The sequence below is a fragment of the Salinisphaera sp. T5B8 genome, assembly GCF_040361255.1.
GTDB lineage: Bacteria > Pseudomonadota > Gammaproteobacteria > Nevskiales > Salinisphaeraceae > Salinisphaera.
Window position 1 is genome coordinate 184,422 of sequence record NZ_APNG01000005.1, and the last position, 18,050, is coordinate 202,471.

The 18,050-nt window shown below is 63.6% G+C and carries 20 protein-coding genes and 1 tRNA gene; 13 read left to right on the forward strand and 8 right to left on the reverse strand.

Features of this window, described 5'->3' with window-relative positions; all coding sequences use genetic code 11:
* Window positions 1-200 precede the first annotated feature (200 nt).
* The 3 genes from T5B8_RS06535 to T5B8_RS06545 all read left to right on the forward strand — a co-directional run bounded on the left by T5B8_RS06535 (window position 201) and on the right by T5B8_RS06545 (window position 1,637).
* A complete protein-coding gene (locus T5B8_RS06535; protein ID WP_353177266.1) occupies window positions 201-659 on the forward strand; it encodes a pentapeptide repeat-containing protein in 459 nt (152 codons plus the stop codon).
* Between the two features lie 76 nt (window positions 660-735).
* Window positions 736-1,194, forward strand: a complete 459-nt coding sequence (locus T5B8_RS06540; RefSeq protein ID WP_353177268.1) for a MaoC family dehydratase — start codon at window positions 736-738, stop codon at window positions 1,192-1,194.
* Entirely contained in the window at window positions 1,191-1,637 is a 447-nt protein-coding gene (locus T5B8_RS06545; protein WP_353177270.1) for a MaoC family dehydratase, read from the forward strand. Before T5B8_RS06540 ends, T5B8_RS06545 begins: the two co-directional genes overlap by 4 nt.
* Window positions 1,638-1,661: 24 nt before the next feature.
* On the opposite strand, the gene zapE is transcribed toward T5B8_RS06545, so the two are convergent.
* Window positions 1,662-2,756 carry a cell division protein ZapE gene (gene zapE / locus T5B8_RS06550; RefSeq protein WP_353177271.1) on the reverse strand — a complete coding sequence of 365 codons (1,095 nt, stop codon included), beginning with the start codon at window positions 2,754-2,756 and terminating at the stop codon, window positions 1,662-1,664.
* Window positions 2,757-2,796: 40 nt separating this feature from the next.
* Between zapE and xerD the strand changes: the two genes are divergently transcribed.
* The gene (gene xerD, locus T5B8_RS06555; protein ID WP_353177273.1) at window positions 2,797-3,708 is read left to right on the forward strand and encodes a site-specific tyrosine recombinase XerD; all 912 of its coding nucleotides are present in this window, start codon (window positions 2,797-2,799) and stop codon (window positions 3,706-3,708) included.
* Window positions 3,708-4,238 (forward strand): class IV adenylate cyclase, encoded by a 531-nt coding sequence (locus T5B8_RS06560; RefSeq protein WP_353177275.1) that lies wholly within the window; start codon window positions 3,708-3,710, stop codon window positions 4,236-4,238. Before xerD ends, T5B8_RS06560 begins: the two co-directional genes overlap by 1 nt.
* Here T5B8_RS06560 and fdxA read toward each other — a convergent pair whose 3' ends face one another.
* Together fdxA and T5B8_RS06570 are read right to left on the reverse strand one after the other, a co-directional pair.
* Window positions 4,239-4,562, reverse strand: coding sequence for a ferredoxin FdxA (fdxA, locus tag T5B8_RS06565; protein ID WP_353177277.1), 324 nt, complete (start codon window positions 4,560-4,562; stop codon window positions 4,239-4,241). It abuts the gene before it with no gap.
* A gap of 145 nt (window positions 4,563-4,707) precedes the next feature.
* A complete protein-coding gene (locus T5B8_RS06570; protein ID WP_353177279.1) occupies window positions 4,708-5,307 on the reverse strand; it encodes an NUDIX hydrolase in 600 nt (199 codons plus the stop codon).
* A gap of 82 nt (window positions 5,308-5,389) precedes the next feature.
* On the opposite strand from T5B8_RS06570, the gene ppc reads away from it, so the two are divergent.
* From ppc to T5B8_RS06585, 3 genes are all read left to right on the forward strand, one after another.
* Entirely contained in the window at window positions 5,390-8,179 is a 2,790-nt protein-coding gene (ppc, locus tag T5B8_RS06575; RefSeq protein WP_353177281.1) for a phosphoenolpyruvate carboxylase, read from the forward strand.
* A 35-nt stretch (window positions 8,180-8,214) separates the two neighbouring features.
* Window positions 8,215-8,766, forward strand: a complete 552-nt coding sequence (locus T5B8_RS06580) for a hypothetical protein (RefSeq protein ID WP_353177283.1) — start codon at window positions 8,215-8,217, stop codon at window positions 8,764-8,766.
* Between the two features lie 73 nt (window positions 8,767-8,839).
* Window positions 8,840-9,247, forward strand: coding sequence for a hypothetical protein (locus T5B8_RS06585; protein ID WP_353177285.1), 408 nt, complete (start codon window positions 8,840-8,842; stop codon window positions 9,245-9,247).
* 296 nt (window positions 9,248-9,543) lie between these two features.
* Here the strand turns inward: T5B8_RS06585 and T5B8_RS06590 are convergent, their stop codons facing one another.
* Window positions 9,544-9,753 carry a SlyX family protein gene (locus T5B8_RS06590; protein ID WP_353177287.1) on the reverse strand — a complete coding sequence of 70 codons (210 nt, stop codon included), beginning with the start codon at window positions 9,751-9,753 and terminating at the stop codon, window positions 9,544-9,546.
* Window positions 9,750-10,169 carry an HIT domain-containing protein gene (locus T5B8_RS06595; RefSeq protein WP_353177288.1) on the reverse strand — a complete coding sequence of 140 codons (420 nt, stop codon included), beginning with the start codon at window positions 10,167-10,169 and terminating at the stop codon, window positions 9,750-9,752. Before T5B8_RS06595 ends, T5B8_RS06590 begins: the two co-directional genes overlap by 4 nt.
* A gap of 112 nt (window positions 10,170-10,281) precedes the next feature.
* On the opposite strand from T5B8_RS06595, the gene T5B8_RS06600 reads away from it, so the two are divergent.
* Together T5B8_RS06600 and T5B8_RS06605 are read left to right on the forward strand one after the other, a co-directional pair.
* A complete protein-coding gene (locus T5B8_RS06600) occupies window positions 10,282-10,467 on the forward strand; it encodes a hypothetical protein (protein WP_353177290.1) in 186 nt (61 codons plus the stop codon).
* Window positions 10,468-10,562: 95 nt separating this feature from the next.
* Entirely contained in the window at window positions 10,563-11,891 is a 1,329-nt protein-coding gene (locus T5B8_RS06605; protein WP_353177291.1) for a TrkH family potassium uptake protein, read from the forward strand.
* A gap of 35 nt (window positions 11,892-11,926) precedes the next feature.
* Here T5B8_RS06605 and T5B8_RS06610 read toward each other — a convergent pair whose 3' ends face one another.
* The 3 genes from T5B8_RS06610 to dacB form a co-directional block, all read right to left on the reverse strand.
* Window positions 11,927-12,574 (reverse strand): LysE family translocator, encoded by a 648-nt coding sequence (locus T5B8_RS06610; RefSeq protein ID WP_353177293.1) that lies wholly within the window; start codon window positions 12,572-12,574, stop codon window positions 11,927-11,929.
* Between the two features lie 160 nt (window positions 12,575-12,734).
* Window positions 12,735-12,821, reverse strand: a tRNA-Leu gene (locus T5B8_RS06615).
* Between the two features lie 65 nt (window positions 12,822-12,886).
* Window positions 12,887-14,461 carry a D-alanyl-D-alanine carboxypeptidase/D-alanyl-D-alanine endopeptidase gene (dacB, locus tag T5B8_RS06620; RefSeq protein WP_353177294.1) on the reverse strand — a complete coding sequence of 525 codons (1,575 nt, stop codon included), beginning with the start codon at window positions 14,459-14,461 and terminating at the stop codon, window positions 12,887-12,889.
* 57 nt (window positions 14,462-14,518) lie between these two features.
* On the opposite strand from dacB, the gene tgt reads away from it, so the two are divergent.
* The 3 genes from tgt (at window position 14,519) to secD (ending at window position 18,017) form a co-directional block, all read left to right on the forward strand.
* Window positions 14,519-15,655, forward strand: a complete 1,137-nt coding sequence (gene tgt / locus T5B8_RS06625; RefSeq protein WP_353177295.1) for a tRNA guanosine(34) transglycosylase Tgt — start codon at window positions 14,519-14,521, stop codon at window positions 15,653-15,655.
* A 111-nt stretch (window positions 15,656-15,766) separates the two neighbouring features.
* Window positions 15,767-16,093 carry a preprotein translocase subunit YajC gene (gene yajC, locus T5B8_RS06630; RefSeq protein WP_353177297.1) on the forward strand — a complete coding sequence of 109 codons (327 nt, stop codon included), beginning with the start codon at window positions 15,767-15,769 and terminating at the stop codon, window positions 16,091-16,093.
* Between the two features lie 70 nt (window positions 16,094-16,163).
* Window positions 16,164-18,017 carry a protein translocase subunit SecD gene (gene secD, locus T5B8_RS06635; RefSeq protein ID WP_353177299.1) on the forward strand — a complete coding sequence of 618 codons (1,854 nt, stop codon included), beginning with the start codon at window positions 16,164-16,166 and terminating at the stop codon, window positions 18,015-18,017.
* The last annotated feature ends 33 nt before the right edge of the window (window positions 18,018-18,050 follow it).

Genomic DNA, 18,050 nt, shown 5'->3' on the forward strand with positions numbered 1-18,050 from the left:
CAGCAAACCGTCTGCGTCGATCAGGGTAATGCAGCGTACCGATCAGCCTCGCGTACCGCTTGAAACAGCGTTTTAACGCAGGCGTTACGGAACACGCACTGCTGTTCAGCTGACATACGCATACCGGCGTAGCCTTGTGTATGCGTCGATGGTGCGCGCGAAAACGCGCTGCACGTTTGCCCACGAACAGAGGTAGGGCCATGAGTAAACGACTGTTGTCCATATTGTTTTCCGCAGCCCTGGTAATCGGGCATGCCGGCGGTGTCATGGCCGGCGAATTGACGGTCGACGAGATGCAGGCCGAGCTGGATGCGGCTACGCCCGAGCAGCCGGCCGATTTTTCCGGCCATGATCTGAGCTATCTGGACCTGTCCGGCATGGATCTGTCGGGCGCCAATCTGGCGGCCGCGGATCTGAGCAACGCCCGGCTGGAAAACACGCGCCTGGAAGGGGCGTCGCTGATCGGCGCCAAACTGAATGGGGCATGGTTGGCCGGGGCCGATCTGTCCAATACCAACCTGCGCGATGCGGTGTTCGTGGATGCCATGCTCACGGGCGCGCGCTTTACCGGGGCCGACTTGCAGGGCACCGATTTCTCTGGCGCCGAGCTGAACGGCGCGACCGGCCTGTACGGCGAGCTGGCACGCCAGCGGGTCTAGCGCATCGCCGCCCGCGTCGCCGGATGCGGGCGGCTTGGTTATAGTGCGGCGATCCTTATCGACGGATATCGAACGTATGCGCTACTGGGAAGATTTCGAGGTTGGCGAGACCGAACGCTACGGCGCCTATCAGGTGACCGAGGCTGAGATCATCGAATTCGCCACGGCCTATGGTCCGCTGCCGTTTCATACCGACCCCGAAGCGGCCAAGGACAGCCCCTACGGCGCGCTGACCGCGCCCGGGCTTTTGACCTGTGCGATCTTCATGCGTCTGCTGGTCGATCACCTGCTGCTGGATGCGGCCTCGCTGGGCTCGCCGGGCGTGGATGAAGTGCGCTGGCTCAAACCCGTCTATGCCGGCGATACGTTGTCGGTGCGCCAGCAGGCGCTATCCAAGCGCGTGCTCGAAAGCCGGCCGGAAATGGGCCTGGTGAAGAATCGCTTCGAAGTGCTCAATCAGCACGACGAGGTCGTCTGTGAGATCGCCTCGAACGGCCTGTTCGGCCGCCGCGATACCAGTGGAGCCACGGCATGATTCACTACGAAGACCTCGCGGTCGGCGACACGGTGGAACTGGGCCCGACCAGCGCCAGCGCGAACGAGATGATCGCCTTTGCCAAACGCTACGATCCGCAACCGTTTCACCTGAGCGACGAAGGCGCGGCGAATACCTATTTCGGACGGCTGGCGGCCTCCGGCTGGCATACCGCAGCGCTGACCATGCGGCTGATGATGACCGGCCGGGACGATCCGCTGGCCAGTCTCGGCTCACCCGGTTTCGAAAACCTGCGCTGGCGCAAGCCGGTCTATCCCGATGATCAACTCATCGCGCAGGTGCGTGTGGCCAGCAAGCGCGTATCCGAATCGCGGCCCGAAATGGGGCTGGTGCAGTTCGAGGTCGAAACGCGTAACCAGGACGATGTCGTGGTAATGAGCTTTGTCTCGACCTCGATGATCGCCCGGCGCGAGCCCGGCTGACACACCGTCGTAGCCGCCCGCGCTTCAGGTGCGATGCGGCTCGCCGAGATATTCGCTGGAACTCATTTCGTGCAGGCGACTGGCCGTGCGTTCGAACTCGAATTCCAGGCGGGTGCCCTGGTAGAGATCGTCCGGCTCGGCCTCGGCGGTACAGAACAGGTTCACGCGTCGATCGTAGAATTCGTCCACGGCGTTGATGAAGCGCCGGGCGGCGTTGTTTTCGTTGTCATCGAATACGGGCACGTTCGAGACCATGATGGTCGAGTATTCGCGCGCCATCTCGATATAGTCGTTGGCCGAGCGATTGCCGCGACACAGATCCTCGAAGTCGAACCAGACCGCGCTGTCGGCGCGTCGGCGTACGGGAATCTTGCGGCCCAGGATCTTGACGTTGCCGCCCTCGGTATCGCGCCCGGTCGCCAGGCGTTCGAAATGGCTGGCGAGCACCGCATCGGCGGCTTCGCCGGTGGGCGTCTGATAGGTGGCGGCTTCGTCGATACGATCCAGGCGATAGTCGGTGCCGTCGTCGAGATGCATGACCGTGCAGTATTGTTTGATGCGCTCGATGGCCGGTTTGAAGCGCTCGCGCTGCAGGCCATCCTTGTAGAGATCGTCGGGAGCGACGTTGGAGGTGGTCACCAGCGTCACGCCGCGCTCGAACAGTTCTTCGGTCAAACGCGCCAGAATCATGGCATCGGCCACGTCGGAGACAAAGAACTCGTCGAAGCACAATACGCGATCGCTGGCCCATTCCTTGGCGATGAGCTTGAGCGGGTCGGACTTGTGCGCATATTTCTTGCGCGCTTCGTGCACCTTTTGCATGAAGCGATGAAAATGCAGCCGCGATTTTTCTTCGAAGGGCAGGTTTTCGAAGAAACTGTCCATCAGATAGGTCTTGCCACGACCGACGCCGCCCCACAGATAGAGCCCGGTGACCGGCTTGCGCTTGGGCTTGCCGAACAACGGTTTGGTGGTCGGGTTTTCGAGCAGGGCGTCGTGGATCGACTGCAGCGCGTCGACCGCTTTCTCCTGGGCAGGGTCACGCAGAAAATCGTCGCGCGCCAGATCGGCGTCGTAGCGCGCGCGTGGGCCCGCGGCGCTGTCAGCGGTGTCGGCCATGCAAACTCTCGTACGGTAAAATCCGTTTATTATACGCGGCATGGCTGCTATCGACGCCCTCGACGACGACACCGCCCGGGTGATCGAATCCTTTATCGACGGCATCTGGGCCGAGCGGGGTCTGTCGGATGCCACGCTGGGCGCCTATCGCAACGATCTGGCGCATTTCGCGAAATGGCTGGATCGGCGCGTAGCGCTCGTCGACGTTCAGCGCGCCGATCTGCAGGCCTATCTGGCCGCGCGTAACACGCCCGGCTCGAGCCCGCGCAGCGCGGCCCGGCTGTTGTCGAGCCTGCGCCAGTTCTATCGCTACCAGCTACGCGCCAACGTGATCGCCGAAGACCCGAGCGCGCTGATCGATATGCCGGCCCAGGGCCGGCGCCTGCCCAAAACCCTCACCGAAGCGGATGTCGAAGCGCTACTGGCGGCCCCCGATACCGATAGCGATATCGGCCTGCGCGATCGCGCCATGCTCGAACTCATGTATGCCGCCGGGCTGCGTGTGTCGGAACTGGTCGGGGCCACGCGTGCGCAGGTCAACACGCGTCAGGGCGTGATTCGGGTGACCGGCAAGGGCGGGCGCGAACGCCTGGTGCCGCTGGGCCTGGCAGCGATCGAATGGCTGGAACACTATATGCGCGAAGCACGCGGCATCCTGCTCGGCGCCAGACAAAGCGACGCCCTTTTCGTCACCGGGCGCGGCGGGGGCATGACCCGCCAGAACGTCTGGTATCGCATTCGCGGCTATGCCGAGCAGGCCGGTATTCGAAACGACATATCGCCGCATGCCCTGCGTCATGCCTTTGCCACTCACCTGCTCAACCACGGCGCCGATCTGCGCGCGGTCCAGATGCTGCTCGGCCATTCCGATCTGTCCACCACCCAGATCTATACCCACGTCGCGCGGGCCCGTCTGGCCGCGCTGCATGCCGAACATCATCCGCGCGGCTGATGGCACGCAATATCGAAATCAAGGCCGCGGTCGCCGATCTCGATGCGCTGAAAACACGCGTGGCCGAAATCGCCGATGGCGGGCCGTGGCGCATCGAGCAGCACGATATCTTTTTCAACTGCGCGAACGGTCGGCTCAAACTGAGATGTTTTGCCGACGGCTCGGCGGAGCTGATCGTCTACCGCCGACCGGATGCGACGGGGCCGAAAGCCTGCGACTACGAACGCAGCCCGGTCAGCGACCCGCAGAGCATGCGCCGCCTGCTGGCAAGGTCAAATGGCGTACGTGGCGAGGTAATCAAGACCCGCACACTGTTCATGGCCGGGCGCACGCGTATTCACCTGGACCACGTGGTCGGGCTGGGTGACTACATGGAACTGGAAGTCGTGCTCGGCGCCGAGGAATCAATCGCGCAAGGGCGCGCCGAAGCCGAACAACTGATGCGGCGTCTGGCCATTGACGACGATGCACTCGTCGATGGCGCCTATATCGACCTCATCGAGGCCGGCGAGGGCGCCACCGGAGGATAACTAGCGCTCCAGCAGCTTGAGCTTGTCCGGCTTGTCGGCCCATTCGTCGGCATCGGCCGGCGGGTCCTTGATCTCGGTGATCACGGGCCACTTGGCGGCGAGCTCGGCATTGAGTTCGAGGAAGTGGGCCTGATCGGCAGGCAGATCGTCTTCCGACAGAATCGCCTCCACCGGACATTCCGGCTCGCAAAGCGTGCAGTCGATGCACTCTTCCGGATCGATGGCCAGAAAGTTCGGCCCCTCGTGGAAACAGTCGACCGGGCAGACTTCCACGCAGTCGGTGTACTTGCACTTGATGCAGTTCTCGGTGACAACGAACGTCATCGCGGTCGGGCCTCGTAACAAAAAACTTCAGATGCGCGACAGTTTACCAGCTGTCCGATGTCGCGTTGTGCCCACGCGTGGTACGTGGGTATCGCCGTCGCGCGGCCATTAGACTGCGAATCACCGCGCGGCGACTTGATCTGGGTCAGCCGCCAGAGGCCGCGGTGCGTGCGACCCGGTCGAGATTCATCTGGCGCCAGTCGTCGCTGCCCAGATCGTCGGTATGCAGTTCGAAGCGCCCGCGCGCGCGATCGGCGAAATAGTGGCTCAGCGCACGATGGATGGTGGGAAAGGCCAGCTGGGACCATTCGATCTCGTCTTCGCTTTGCAGGGTCACGAACTGGCTTTCCGGGCCGGCGCCGTAGTGGCTGCCCGCCAGTTGCGCGCGGTAGAAGATATGTACCTGACCGATATGGGTGACATCGATCATCGCGAACAGCTCGGCGTCGCGCACCTCGGCCTGGGCTTCTTCGCGGGTTTCGCGGGCCGCGCCCTGATAGATGGTCTCGCCGAGTTCGAGAAAGCCGGCCGGCAACGTCCAGAAACCCAGCCGCGGTTCGATCGCGCGGCGGCACATGAGGATCTTGCCCTCGTGCTCGACGATACAGCCGACCACATTGCGCGGGTTGTCGTAGAAGATCTCGCCGGTCGCCGTGCAGATATTGCGCTTGCGATCGTCGCCCGGCGGAATCTTGTATTCGGTCGGCGCGCCGCAGTTGGGGCAGTAGGTCATGGGCTTGGGCATCGCGCAAGATTAGCAGACAACGAGGCGCAATCGATGCGCTGCTATTCTGCGAATCGGCACGAACCATGCAACGGCTTGAGACATGAATCCGTCGATCAATGAAAAACACCCGGCCATGAGCGCGACCGACGTGGCCGCCCACGACGAAGCCCTGCGAGCGCAGGTACGCGCGGCCGGCGTGCTGCTGGGCGACGTGCTGCGCTCGCAGGCGCGCGAAGGCGTGTTCGATACCGTGGAAACGCTGCGGCGCGGCTATATCGCGCTGCGCGAAAACGAAGATGCGCAAAAACGCGCCGAACTGCAGGCCCTGGTCGCCGAGTTGCCCGCCGAAACCATGACCGAGGTCACGCGCGCATTCGCGATCTATTTCAATCTCGCCAACCTGCTCGAAGAACTGCATGCCCACCGCACCCGGCGTGCGCTGGCGGCCGACGGCAATCCGCAATGGATCGGTTCGTTCAATCGCAGTTTTACCGATCTGGCCGCCGAAGGCGTGGGGCTGGACGAAGCATTGTCGCGCCTCGAGCGGCTGTCGTTCATGCCGGTGTTCACCGCCCATCCCACCGAGGCCAAGCCACGGGCGGTGCTGGATGCACTGCGCCGACTGTTCGAATGGTTTCGGGAGCTGGCCTTCGACGAGCCGGACGAACGCCGCTACGCCGAAGTCGAAGAACATATCCGCCAGAACATTCAGGTGCTCTGGAAAACCGAGGAACTGCGCGGCTCGCGCCCGACGGTCGCCGACGAAATTCGCAACGGCCTGTACTACTTTCGGGCCTCGCTGTTTGCCAGCGTGCCGGTGATCTATCGCAACCTCGAACGCGCGCTGTCCAATGCCTACGGCGAACGCGTCGAGCCGCCGACGGTGCTGGATTTCGGCTCCTGGATCGGCGGCGACCGCGACGGCAACCCCTATGTCACTGCGCGCGAAACCCGCTATGCGCTGCGTATGCAGGCCCGCGAAGTGCTCTCCGAATATCTGCGCCGGATTGATCATCTGGCCAGCCGGCTGTCGTTCTCGGCGCGCTGGTGCAACCCCAGTGATGCCTTCTGGCAACGCCTGGCCGACGACGAACAGCGTATCGCCGCGCATACCGGCGTACGCGCCGAGCGCTTCGCGGCCGAGCCCTATCGGCGCAAGCTCTATCTCATGCGCCAGCGTATCGCGGCCATGGTCGACCAGTTGCAGACCGAGTTGCGCCTGCGCGCCGAACGCAGCGAGCGCAGCCCGGTGGCTTATGCCAGCGCGGCCGAGCTGGTCGACGAAATCCGGGTCATGCGCGAATCGTTGGCCGGCCATGGCGACGAGGCGATCGCCGATGACGAAATCAAGGACTTGCAGCGTCTGGTCCAGACCTTCGGTTTCCATCTCGCACGGCTGGATCTGCGCGAAGAATCCACCCGCCATACCCAGTGCCTGCACGAGCTGTTTGCCGCGCTGGATATCTGCGAAGACTACGAATCGCTCGACGACGCCTCCCGCAGCGAACTGCTGGCTGCGGAACTGGCGCGCGAGGATGTGCCCGATATCGCCCGGGTCGATGTCTCGGGCGAGGTGGGCGATACGCTCGACAGCCTGGCCGTGGTACGCGAATTCACCCGCACGCTGGGCGTGGATGCCTTTGGCAGCTACGTGATTTCGATGACGCACAACGTCTCGGATATGCTCGCTCTGCTGTGGCTCATGCGCGCCAGTGGCGTCTATGAGCCGGGCGGGGCCACGCCGCCGCTGGCGATCGCGCCGTTGTTCGAAACGGTGGCCGATCTCGAACATATCGAACCGGTACTCGATGGCCTGCTCGGCCAGCCGGCCTATCGTGCGTTTCTCGAAGCCCAGGGCGACGATGGCAAGCGGCGCCAGGAAGTCATGCTCGGCTATTCCGACTCCTGCAAGGACGGCGGCATCATGGCCTCGCGCTGGCAGCTCTACAAGGCGCAGCAGCTGGCGGTGGCGGTGTGCGACAAGCACGACGTCGACAGTCTGCTGTTTCATGGCCGCGGCGGCACGGTCGGGCGCGGCGGCGGGCCCACCCATCAGGCAATCGTTTCGCAGCCGCCGGGCACGGTGCGTTCGCGCATCAAGTTCACCGAGCAGGGCGAAATGATCTTCGCCAAGTACAGCAATCCGGAAACCGCGATTCACGAACTCACGCTCGGCATCACCGGTACGCTCAAGGCCAGCGGCTTTGCCACCGACGATACCGACCATTCGCGGGTGGCTGGCGCGTTGTCGGATACCGGCGAGGCCTTTTATCGACGCCTGACCGAGGATACCGATGGTTTTTTCGATTACTTCTATGCGGCCACGCCCACAGCCGAAATCGGTGCGCTGAATATCGGCTCGCGCCCCGGCCATCGCAAGGCGGTGCGTGGCAAATCCTCGATTCGCGCCATTTCCTGGGTATTTGCCTGGGCCCAGTCGCGCCACACCCTGCCGGGCTGGCTCGGCGTAGGCACCGCGCTTGCCGAGGCCGGCATCGACAACGACGAACTGGTGGCCCTGTATCGCGACTGGCCGTATTTCCGCACCATCATCGATAGCGTGCAGATGTCGCTGTCCAAGGCCGATATGCGCATCGCCGCAGCCTATGCCGAGCTGGCGCCGGAACATAACGCCATATTCGATGCCATCAAGGCCGAATACGAGCGTGCGGTCGCGCGTATACTCGCGATTACGGGCGAGACGGCATTGCTCGACGACGACGTGGTGCTCAAGCGCTCGCTGGATCGGCGGCGGCCTTATCTCGACCCGCTCAACCATATTCAGATCACCGCGCTCACGCGTTATCGTGAAGGCGGCGATCGGATCTGGCTGGACCCGGTATTGCGCTCGATCAACGCGATCGCCGCCGGCATGCGCAATACCGGCTGACGTTTTTTCGCGTTATCGATAGTGAGATCAAGACCATGAATCTTCGGTTTTTGCTTGCCCGGCGCGGGCTGGTCGGTGTGGCGCTGTGTGTGTTTGCCTTTGCCACGAGCGCATTCGCCCAGGCGCAGACACAGGATGCGAACCCCAAGACTAGCGCCGAACGTCCGCCGCGCCCGGTCTATCTCGATATCGTGCCGGTGGCCGATGCGCGTTATTCCATGCTGCCCGAGGAGCTGGTCACCTCGCTCGCCCGCGAGGCCCTGGCCGATGCCCGCCAGGCCACGATTCGCATGGCCGGCGAGGACTTGCCGGCCGGCGTACGCGTGCTGCGCATCATGTATATCGTGCATCAGCAGGAAGAAGACGATGGCGTGACCGCGGCGGTGGCTGCTTCCACGGAACTGCTGCGCACCGCCAATGAAGGCGATGGCGGGCTGCAGACGTTTTCTATCTACAACGGCCTGCAGCAGACCCTGGTCCAGGGTCGGGACGTCACCCGCGCGCGTGAGCAGCTGCGCGATGCCTTCAAGAAGGAGCTGCAGGCACGCATCAGCTCGGCTTTCCAGAACGCCGAGGCGCTTAAGTAGGTTGGCCGCTTAGCCTGGCGGCTGCACGCTGTTATCCTTGCCGTCATTGTTTTTGACGTTCAAGGAAACCGTCATGGCCGAAAACGAAATGCCCGAGATCAAGGTCGATGCCGACAGCATGTATCGCGAAGAGTCCTTTACGGACCTCAAGGTCGGCAGTATTCGTCGTCTGATTCCGGTCACCAAGGACGGCGACGACGACAGCTCACGCGCTGTGCGCTATGAAGGCTCGGCCAGCCTGATGACCCCGGCCGGCAGTCTGCCGCTGTCGTTCGAGCTGGAAGCCGATTCTCTGGGCGCTGCGATCGATCAGTTCCCGGACGCGGTCAATGCCGCGGCCGAACGCGCCATCGAAGAACTCAAGGAAATGCAGCGCCAGCAAAGCCAGCAGATCCAGGTGCCGGGCCAGGGCGGCTACGGCGGTGGTCAGGGCGGCTTTGGCGGCGGCCAGCAGGGCGGCGGCGGCCGTATCCAGTTCTAGCGCCCCAGGGCGTGTCGTCATAAGATACGGCGTCGCATCGGCAGCCAAGCGCCGGCAAGACAAGGCATCGCGAGCGTCGCGTGGCCATGCCACGTGAGCGAGCCCTAAAATTGACTATGGCGCCGGACTGCCGGGGCTTGGCCGCCGACCCCCGGGTTGCCCGCGTCGGACGCGCCATGCGGCGTTGCGGACCTTGACCGTGGCGGACCACGCTCGGCGGCCCGCGCCTTGCCTGACACGCCCGATGCGGGCAATGCGACGTCATATCTTATGACGACACGCCCTAGCTTCCCTGACTAATAGTGAGGCGGCGTTTCGTCCAGGTTCTGGACGGCGCCGCCTTCGGATTCCGCCAGCGCGCCAATACGTGATTCGAGCTGCTGGTAGCGCTCGTGCAGGCGGTCGATTTCGCGGCTCTGGGCATAGACCAGATCGCTGAGCTGTTCGATGGTCGCGTCCTGGTAGGCGATGCGCATTTCCAGGGTTTCGATACTCGATTCGCTCATGCTAGCCCCGCAGTCTCGAGGCCGAGTTCGCCGACCAGGCGATCGCGCAGCGTGGTGATCATGGTCGCGCTGTAATCGCGGGATTCGTCAAGATTGCCCCAGACCGGGCGCGGCCAGCAGGGGTCGTTTTGATGGCGGGCGATGATGTGGATATGCATCTGGGCGACCTGATTGCCGAGGGTGGCCACGTTGAGCTTGTCCGCTTCGAATTCGTGAGCCACGAAACGCGACAAGGCGCGTACCTGGGCACTTACCCGCGCATGTTCCGCATCGTCGAGCTGGTGCCAGTCGATTGCGTCGGTATCGACGACCAGAATCAGCCAGCCGACGGCCGCGTTGCGATGCAATAGCACGCTGGCATGGTCGAGTTGGCCGAGGACATGGCAATCGGCAAGTAGTTGATCGTCAATCTGCATCGCGGCGGTCAGGTCGTTACGGCATGGCGCCTCTCGGCGGCGAGCCCGTCATTGTATAAGATCGGCGAAAGACCTCGGCCTTCGCCGGGGTGGATTTCACTCGGGGGAAGCGATGGACGCAATCAGAGGCTGGATCGATGTCATTCAAGGCGGCGGCTGGTCGGGCCTGCTCATGGCCGGTTTTGCCGTCGTGGTCGTGATGTTCATTTTCGCGTTCGTTTCGAACAAGTATTTCTGGATTGTGCTGGCGCTGGTCGCGGCCGGTTTTGGCGGCTATTACCTGTTGTATTTGCACTAATTCTGCGTGGCACGCAAAGCGGGCTAGCGCGCATTCGTCGTTTGTGATCAATTATCGGCGTTCGCCTGCTTGAGTGGCTCGTTTCCTTGCAAATCTTGCCGTTACGTCTTTCCGGGTTTTTGCGTCGCCGTCGTCCGGTAACGCTGGTTTTGTGGGGCTACGCCTTCTACGTCGCCTGCGGTTTCGCCCTGCTGTGTCTGCCGCAGGCCCATGCGCAGGCCGGCCTGGACTGGCTTGATCATCTGTTCATCGCGACCTCGGCGGTGTCGACTACCGGGCTGGTGTCGATCAGCCCGTCGGGTAGCTACAGCTTTTTCGGCGAACTGGTCATTCTCGGCCTGATCCAGCTCGGCGGCATCGGCTACATGACGCTGGGTTCGTTCGTAATGCTCGCGTTGCGCCACCGCCTGGATCCTGTGCACCGGGGCGTGGCGCGCACGGCCTTCATTCTGCCGCGGGATATGAATGTGGGCGCGTTTATCCGCGCGGTGGTCATATTCACGCTGACCATCGAGTGTGCGGGCGCGGTGTTGCTGAGCCTGCTGTTCGCCGCCGCCGGCACGCCGGATGCGATCTGGAACGGTGTCTTTCATTCCGTTTCCGCCTTCTGTACCGCCGGCTTCAGCCTGTTCGATACCAGCCTGGAGGCCTATAGCGACAATACCGGCATTGTGCTGGTCGTCGCGGCCCTGAGTTATCTCGGCGCGATCGGCTTCATCGTGATGAGCGACTGGTGGCGCTGGGTCAGCCGGCGGCGTGGGCCGTCGCTGACCTCGCGCATCATTCTGCGCGTGACGTTTTGGCTGGCCTTGATCGGCACGGTGTCGATCGCGCTCACCGATGCCCATCTGGCGGAACTGGGGCTCAAGGAACGGCTGTTGGCGGCGTTTTTCCAGGTCATGACGGCCATGACCACGGTGGGTTTCGATACCGTGCCCATCGCCAATCTGGGCTCGGCTTCGATTCTGTTGATACTGGTGGCCATGATCATGGGCGCGTCGCCCTCGGGCACCGGCGGCGGTATCAAATCGACCACGGTCGCCATCTTCTACGGCGCGGTACGCGGTGCACTGGCCGGGCGCGAGTCCATCCGCCTGCTCGGCGAGACGATCAGCGCGCGGCGTATCCATATGGCGGTGGCCGCGGCGGGGTTCTATATCGGCGCCTTCGTGGTGGGCATGGCCGCGCTCATGCTCGTCGAGGAGCAGGATTTTCTCGTGCTCATGTTCGAGTCAGCCTCGGCCATCGGCACGGTCGGTCTGAGTCTGGGGGCGACCGGCGAGCTCGGTACGGCGGGCAAGTGGATCGTGATTGGCATGATGTTCATCGGCCGTCTTGGCCCGATCACCGTCGGCGTGGCGTTATTCCCGCGGCCCGACAGCGATGAAGGCCGAGGTCGCCCGGTTGCTGATCTGGCGGTATAGCCCGGCCCGCGCGCGTTGCGAAAACCTGGCCGCGCTCAACGCGTCGGTGACAGCGCCAGCCGCAGGCCGAAACCCACCAGCACCGCGCCGGTAATGCCGTCGAGCATGCGCGTGACGCGCTGGCTTGCCAGGGCGCGGGCGAACGGTCGGGTCGCGGCGATCAGCAGCACGAACCAGGCCAGGGTCAGCGCCACGTGAATGAGCGCCAACACGCTGCTGAAGGCGATCACATTGGCGCCATCCGGAATGAACTGGGGCAGAAAGCTCACGTAGAACACGCCGACCTTGGGGTTGAGCAGATTCGAACCCAGTCCGCGGAGCAGCCAGCTACGAGCTTGGCGCGCCGGCGCGCGCCCGGCTGTCGCCGCCGGTTCGGGCGACGCGTTTGTGCCGTTGAACGCGCGCCGTAGCATGCCGGCGCCGAGCCATAGCAGATAGGCCGCGCCCACGAACTGCAGCGTGCGATAGGCGAGTTCGGAAACCGCCAGCAAAGCGCCCAGCCCGAAGGCCGTGACCAGGCCCCAGACGAATAGCCCGGTCACGATGCCAAACGCCGCACACAGTGCCCGGCGCGGTGTTTCCACCGCGGCGGTACGCAGGACCAGCGCGGTGTCGATGCCGGGCGTGAGGGTCATCAACCCGGCAGCCAGTGCAAAGCCTGCGATCGCGGTGGGTATGTCCATGCCGGGTATCGCCCGATATGCCGTGTGTGCCCGGCGCGCCGAAAAATCGGAATGCATTGGCCCGGCCAGGCGTGATGCCGGCTCGAGGCCAGCGCGTCGATTGCCGCGCAAAAGCTGCCAGTCGGGGCGGCGCACGTCGAAGACGTGCGTGCGTAAGCGATGGTGCCCGGGGCGAGAATCGAACTCGCACTCTGTTGCCAGAACCGGATTTTGAGTCCGGCGCGTCTACCAGTTCCGCCACCCGGGCAGGTGATCGGCGCGCAGTATACCGCTGTCGCTGCCTGTGACCAATGCACAGCGGTGCAAGTACGCTCAGTAATCGGCCAGAATCGACTCCATATCGGTCTGATAAGCGGTCACGGTCTGGCGATAACTCAGCGACGGGCGCGAGGACGTACCGTTGATCACGAAGGCAAAGGCGCCGTAGCCGCCACTTTGCAGTCGGAAATAACCCGCCAGCGCGCGCACCGTGACCGGTTCGCTCAAGGTGCCGGTCTTGGCGTTGATTCGGGTGAGCCAGTCGAAATTGCCCTGCTTGAGCGTGCGCGAGGGCGCCGAGAGCGGGACCGGAATGCTGCCGTAGAAAGCCGGAAACAGCGACGGCTGGCGATACATATACGACAGCAGCGCCACCAGATCGCGCGCCGAGAGCTTGTTGCTCACCGCCAGGCCGCTGCCGCTATCCAGCACCGCACCGCTGCCGGCCCCGGCCTGCATGGGGAAGTTTTCACGCAACGCCCGATCGGCCAGGGCTTCCAGCGCCTGGGAGGCCAGCGGCAGGGTCAGCGGACGGTTGTAGCCGCTGTCGGCCGCCAGATCGAGGGTGAGCGTATCCGCCATGTAATTGTTCGAATAGGCCATCAGCGGAATCAGCTGCTCGGCGAGCGTGTCGCTTTCCACGTGTGCGAGCGTGGTGGTGCCGCCGATGTTGCCCTGCACGCGCACATTGCCGGTCACCGTGATGCCCATGTCGTGGAGCATGGCCGCGATCACGCGCGCGGTGTCCTGGGCCGGGCCGGTGACCGCGCGATGAATCTTGTAGGGCCCGGTGCCCATGGGCAACGAACCACGCAGATGCAGCGTGGACTGGCCGCCGTCATAGGTGCGCCACACACTCAGGCTCGGGCGCGTGCCGGGCAGGCCGGTGCTCACATCGTTGGCGATGCGATAGCCGGACAGCCCGCGTGGCAGCAACTCGACCCGGGCCGGATCGCCGGCGCGCTCGCCGGCGTAGACATTGGCCTGAATCGTGGCGAAATTCACGCCGGCCGAGGACAGCGGCGCGCTGTAGGCATGCGAGGCTACGCGCTGGGCGTCGCAGCGATCCTTGGTCAGGCAGGGCACGCTGCCGAACAGGCCGTCATCGACGACCAGATCGCCATTCACGCGCGAGATGCCGCGTTCGCGCAGGCCGTTAATCAGGCTCCACAGGCGCGCGTTATCCAGCGCCGGATCGCCGCCGCCCACGAATATCAGATTGCCGTTCAAGGCGTTGCCGGACACGCTGCCATTGGTGGTAAAGCGGCTGGTAAAGCGATGCGCCGGGCCGAACTGTTCGAGCGCGGCGGCGGCCGCGTAGAGCTTGCTGACAGAGGCTGGCGTAAGACGCTGATCGGCATTGATTTCGTCGATGACCGCCATGTCATCCAGGCGGATGACCATGGCGCTGACATTGGCCTGACGCGATAGCGCGCGCAAGGAGTCGAGATAGGACGCCGCCTGGGCGGGTACCGCCACGGCGAACAGGGACACGGCGAGCGTGGTCGCGATCACCACGCCGGACAACGCCCGGCTTGGGGCCGATTTACGAACGATGGACATCTGATCCTGGAGGGCGCGGCGAAAGGCGTCAGTGTAGAGCCAGCGCGGGTACGGACTCAATTTCACGATTACCGTGGCGCTGGCCGTCGACGCCGTGGCCTGGCGTGTCTAAACTGCGCCGCCATGTCCCTAGAACATCTCAATCAATCCGGCGCGGCGCGTCGCGCGCGCCTGACCCTGCCGCACGGCGTGGTGGATACGCCGACCTTCATGCCCGTGGGCACCTACGGCACGGTCAAGGGCATGACGCCGGAGGAGCTCGAAAGCCTGGGCGCACAGATCGTGCTGGGTAATACCTATCATCTGATGCTGCGCCCGGGTACCGAGATTATCGAGGCGCACGGCGGCCTGCATGGCTTCATGCACTGGGACAAACCGATTCTCACCGACTCCGGCGGCTTTCAGGTCTGGAGTCTGGCCGAGATGCGAAAGCTCACCGAGGACGGCGTCGCGTTTCGTTCGCCGCTCGACGGATCGCGCCAGTATCTGTCGCCCGAGCGCTCGATCGAAGTCCAGCATGCGCTGAACTCCGATATCGTCATGTGTCTGGACGAATGCACCGATTACCCGGTGCCCAAGCAGGATGCGGCGGCGTCGATGCAGCTGTCCATGCGCTGGGCAGCACGCTGTCGAGGCGCCCACGGCGATAGCCGCAACCTGTTGTTCGGTATCAACCAGGGCAGTGTGTTTGCCGATCTGCGCGCCGAATCGATGGCCGCGCTCGTGGATATCGGCTTCGACGGCTATGCCATCGGCGGCGTGTCGGTGGGCGAGGCCTGGGCCGACAAGGCCGCGGTGCTCGAAGGCGTGTTGCCGGTCACCCCGGCCGATTATCCGCGTTATCTCATGGGCGTCGGCACGCCTTCGGATCTGGTGGCGGCGGTGTCGTTCGGTATCGACATGTTCGATTGCGTGATGCCCACGCGCAACGCCCGCAACGGCTATCTGTTCACCTCCGAGGGCGTGGTCAAGATCAAGAACGCGGTGCACAAGCACGATATCGGCCCGCTGGATGCGAAATGTGGCTGTCCGACCTGCCGCAACTACAGCCGGGCCTATCTGCACCATCTGTATCGCTGCGGCGAAATTCTGGCCGCGCGGCTCAACACCTGGCACAACCTGTATTACTACCAGCAACTCATGCAGCGTATCCGCACCGCGATCGAGGCCGATCGTTACGAGGCGTTCATGCGCGAGTTCTTTACCGGCCCCGAGGGCGCGGGGACTGCGCAGGCGGCCTATTTCGGTTATGGCAGCTAGCTGGGCCGCTGTGGCGCGCGTGTGTCCTGAAACCGGCGAATGCTGTGGCATACTACGCCGCTCGAACGGGCGCGCCCACGCGCCAGACCCCGTTTTCAATCGAGGTAAACTATGGATTTTCTGATTTCGCCGGCCTATGCGCAGTCCGGCGGCCAGGCCGGCGGTATTCTTCCCACGCTGATCATGGTCGGTCTGTTCTTCGTGTTCATGTATTTCATGATCATCCGGCCGCAGATGAAGCGCCAGAAAGAGCACAAGAAACTGCTCGAAAGCCTGGACAAAGGCGTCGAAGTGGTGACCTCGGGCGGCGTGGCCGGCAAGATTCGCCAGGTCGGCGAAAACTTCATCGTCGTCGAAGTGTCCGAAGGCGTCGAGATCCGTATTCAGAAGAACGCCGTGGCGAGTGTGGTGCCCAAGGGCACGCTGGACTCGCTGTAACGCGTATCTTCGCGGCTGCACCGGTGTGACGAGGCACCGGTGCCATGAGTAGACCGTCCATCGGGGCCCTATGAATCGCTATCCACTATGGAAATATCTCCTGCTGCTGTTCGTGCTGGCGGCGGGTGTGCTGTATGCGCTGCCCAATATCTACGGCGAACAGCCGGCGGTTCAGGTTTCAGACGCCGACGGTGAGGCCGCGACCCCGGCGCTGGTGCAGCGGGTAAAGACCACGCTCACCGATGCCGATGTCGCGCCTGAAGAAATCACCCTGGAAGAAGGGCGTCTACTCGCGCTCTACAAGAACACCGAAGCCCAGCTGCGTGCAGCCGGGGTGCTCAAGCGCAAACTCGGCGACGACTACACCATCGCGCTCAACCTCGCGCCCAGCACGCCGGACTGGCTGCGTGCGCTTGGCGCCGAGCCGATGGCGCTGGGCCTGGATCTGCGCGGCGGCGTGCATTTCCTGCTCGAAGTGGATATGGAAGCGGTCTTTAACGAGACCTACGACCGCTACGCACGCGATATTCCGCGTTTCCTGCGCGACGAATCGATTCGCTACAGTCGCGCCTCGCGCGATGGCGATGCGGTGCGCCTGCAGTTTCCCAATGCCCAGGCCATGGACAATGCCCGGGATGCGCTGGGCAGCGAGTTCAGGGTTCTGAACTTCAATCAGGCGCCCAATAGCGACAACACGCTTGTTGCCACGCTCACGGAAACCGAACAAAAGCGTATTACCGACTTCGCGCTCCAGCAGAACCTCACCACGCTGCGTAATCGTGTCAACGAGCTGGGTGTGGCTGAGCCCCTGGTTCAGCGCCAGGGCGATTCGCGTATCGTCGTGGAGTTGCCCGGCGTTCAGGACACCGCCGAAGCCAAGCGGTTGCTCGGCAAGACGGCAACACTGGAATATCGTCTGGTCGCCCAGGGCCAGGATGCCCAGGCCGCCGAGCGTACCGGCAATATTCCGCCGGGCACCGAGCTGTATCACACCCGCGACGGCCGGCCGATTCTGCTCGATGACGACGTGATTGCCTCGGGCGACCAGCTGGTGGATGCCTCCTCGGGTTTCGATCAGCAGACCGGTAGCCCGGCGGTGTTCGTCACCCTGGACGGTCAGGCCGCCAGCAAGATGTTCGATACCACCTCGGCGCATGTCGGCGACCCGATGGCGGTGCTGTTCATCGAAAACCGGATCGACACGCACTACGAGAACGGCGAGGAAGTCCGCGAGCGCAAGAAGGTCGAAGAAGTCATCAGCGTGGCCAATATCCGCAGCGCCTTCGGCAAGCGTTTCCAGACCACCGGCCTGGAACGCGGCGAAGCGCACGATCTGGCCCTGCTGCTGCGCGCCGGCGCGCTCGCCGCGCCGGTGAACATCGTCGAAGAACGCACCATCGGCCCGAGCCTGGGTGCCGACAATATCGCCCAGGGTCGTCTGGCGGTCATCGTGGGTTTTCTGCTCGTGATCGTGTTCATGGCGGTCTATTACCGCGGTTTCGGTCTGTTCGCCAACGCAGCCCTTTTGATGAATCTCGTACTCATCGTCGCGCTGCTGTCGTTGTTGCAGGCCACGCTTACGCTGCCGGGTATTGCCGGCATCGTGCTGACCGTGGGTATGGCGGTCGACGCCAACGTACTGATCTTCGAGCGAATACGTGAGGAACTCGATGCCGGCAATACGCCGCAGTCGGCGATCAAGTCCGGCTACGACAAGGCGTTTTCATCGATTGCCGACGCCAACGTCACCACGCTGATCGCCGCCATCGTGCTGTTCGGTTTCGGCACCGGCCCGATCAAGGGCTTTGCCGTGACCCTGTCGCTGGGCATCCTCACCTCGATGTTCACCGCGATCGTCGGCACCCGTGCGATGGCCAATCTCGTCTACGGTCGCCGGCGTCGGTTACAGAAACTGTCGATCTAGCATGCGTGACCCACGCCTGCGTTTTGCTCTCAA

What these genes read in the sequence shown, in the direction of transcription:
- T5B8_RS06540 (WP_353177268.1), top strand. Translation starts at nt 736, where the DNA reads ATGCGCTACTGGGAAGATTTCGAGGTTGGCGAGACCGAACGCTACGGC.
- T5B8_RS06590 (WP_353177287.1), bottom strand. Translation starts at nt 9,753, where the DNA reads ATGAGCGAATCGAGTATCGAAACCCTGGAAATGCGCATCGCCTACCAG.
- T5B8_RS06570 (WP_353177279.1), bottom strand. Translation starts at nt 5,307, where the DNA reads ATGCCCAAGCCCATGACCTACTGCCCCAACTGCGGCGCGCCGACCGAA.
- T5B8_RS06595 (WP_353177288.1), bottom strand. Translation starts at nt 10,169, where the DNA reads ATGCAGATTGACGATCAACTACTTGCCGATTGCCATGTCCTCGGCCAA.
- xerD (WP_353177273.1), top strand. Translation starts at nt 2,797, where the DNA reads ATGGCTGCTATCGACGCCCTCGACGACGACACCGCCCGGGTGATCGAA.
- yajC (WP_353177297.1), top strand. Translation starts at nt 15,767, where the DNA reads ATGGATTTTCTGATTTCGCCGGCCTATGCGCAGTCCGGCGGCCAGGCC.
- T5B8_RS06585 (WP_353177285.1), top strand. Translation starts at nt 8,840, where the DNA reads ATGGCCGAAAACGAAATGCCCGAGATCAAGGTCGATGCCGACAGCATG.
- T5B8_RS06545 (WP_353177270.1), top strand. Translation starts at nt 1,191, where the DNA reads ATGATTCACTACGAAGACCTCGCGGTCGGCGACACGGTGGAACTGGGC.
- fdxA (WP_353177277.1), bottom strand. Translation starts at nt 4,562, where the DNA reads ATGACGTTCGTTGTCACCGAGAACTGCATCAAGTGCAAGTACACCGAC.
- T5B8_RS06560 (WP_353177275.1), top strand. Translation starts at nt 3,708, where the DNA reads ATGGCACGCAATATCGAAATCAAGGCCGCGGTCGCCGATCTCGATGCG.
- secD (WP_353177299.1), top strand. Translation starts at nt 16,164, where the DNA reads ATGAATCGCTATCCACTATGGAAATATCTCCTGCTGCTGTTCGTGCTG.
- ppc (WP_353177281.1), top strand. Translation starts at nt 5,390, where the DNA reads ATGAATCCGTCGATCAATGAAAAACACCCGGCCATGAGCGCGACCGAC.
- T5B8_RS06580 (WP_353177283.1), top strand. Translation starts at nt 8,215, where the DNA reads ATGAATCTTCGGTTTTTGCTTGCCCGGCGCGGGCTGGTCGGTGTGGCG.
- T5B8_RS06535 (WP_353177266.1), top strand. Translation starts at nt 201, where the DNA reads ATGAGTAAACGACTGTTGTCCATATTGTTTTCCGCAGCCCTGGTAATC.
- T5B8_RS06600 (WP_353177290.1), top strand. Translation starts at nt 10,282, where the DNA reads ATGGACGCAATCAGAGGCTGGATCGATGTCATTCAAGGCGGCGGCTGG.
- tgt (WP_353177295.1), top strand. Translation starts at nt 14,519, where the DNA reads ATGTCCCTAGAACATCTCAATCAATCCGGCGCGGCGCGTCGCGCGCGC.
- T5B8_RS06610 (WP_353177293.1), bottom strand. Translation starts at nt 12,574, where the DNA reads ATGGACATACCCACCGCGATCGCAGGCTTTGCACTGGCTGCCGGGTTG.
- zapE (WP_353177271.1), bottom strand. Translation starts at nt 2,756, where the DNA reads ATGGCCGACACCGCTGACAGCGCCGCGGGCCCACGCGCGCGCTACGAC.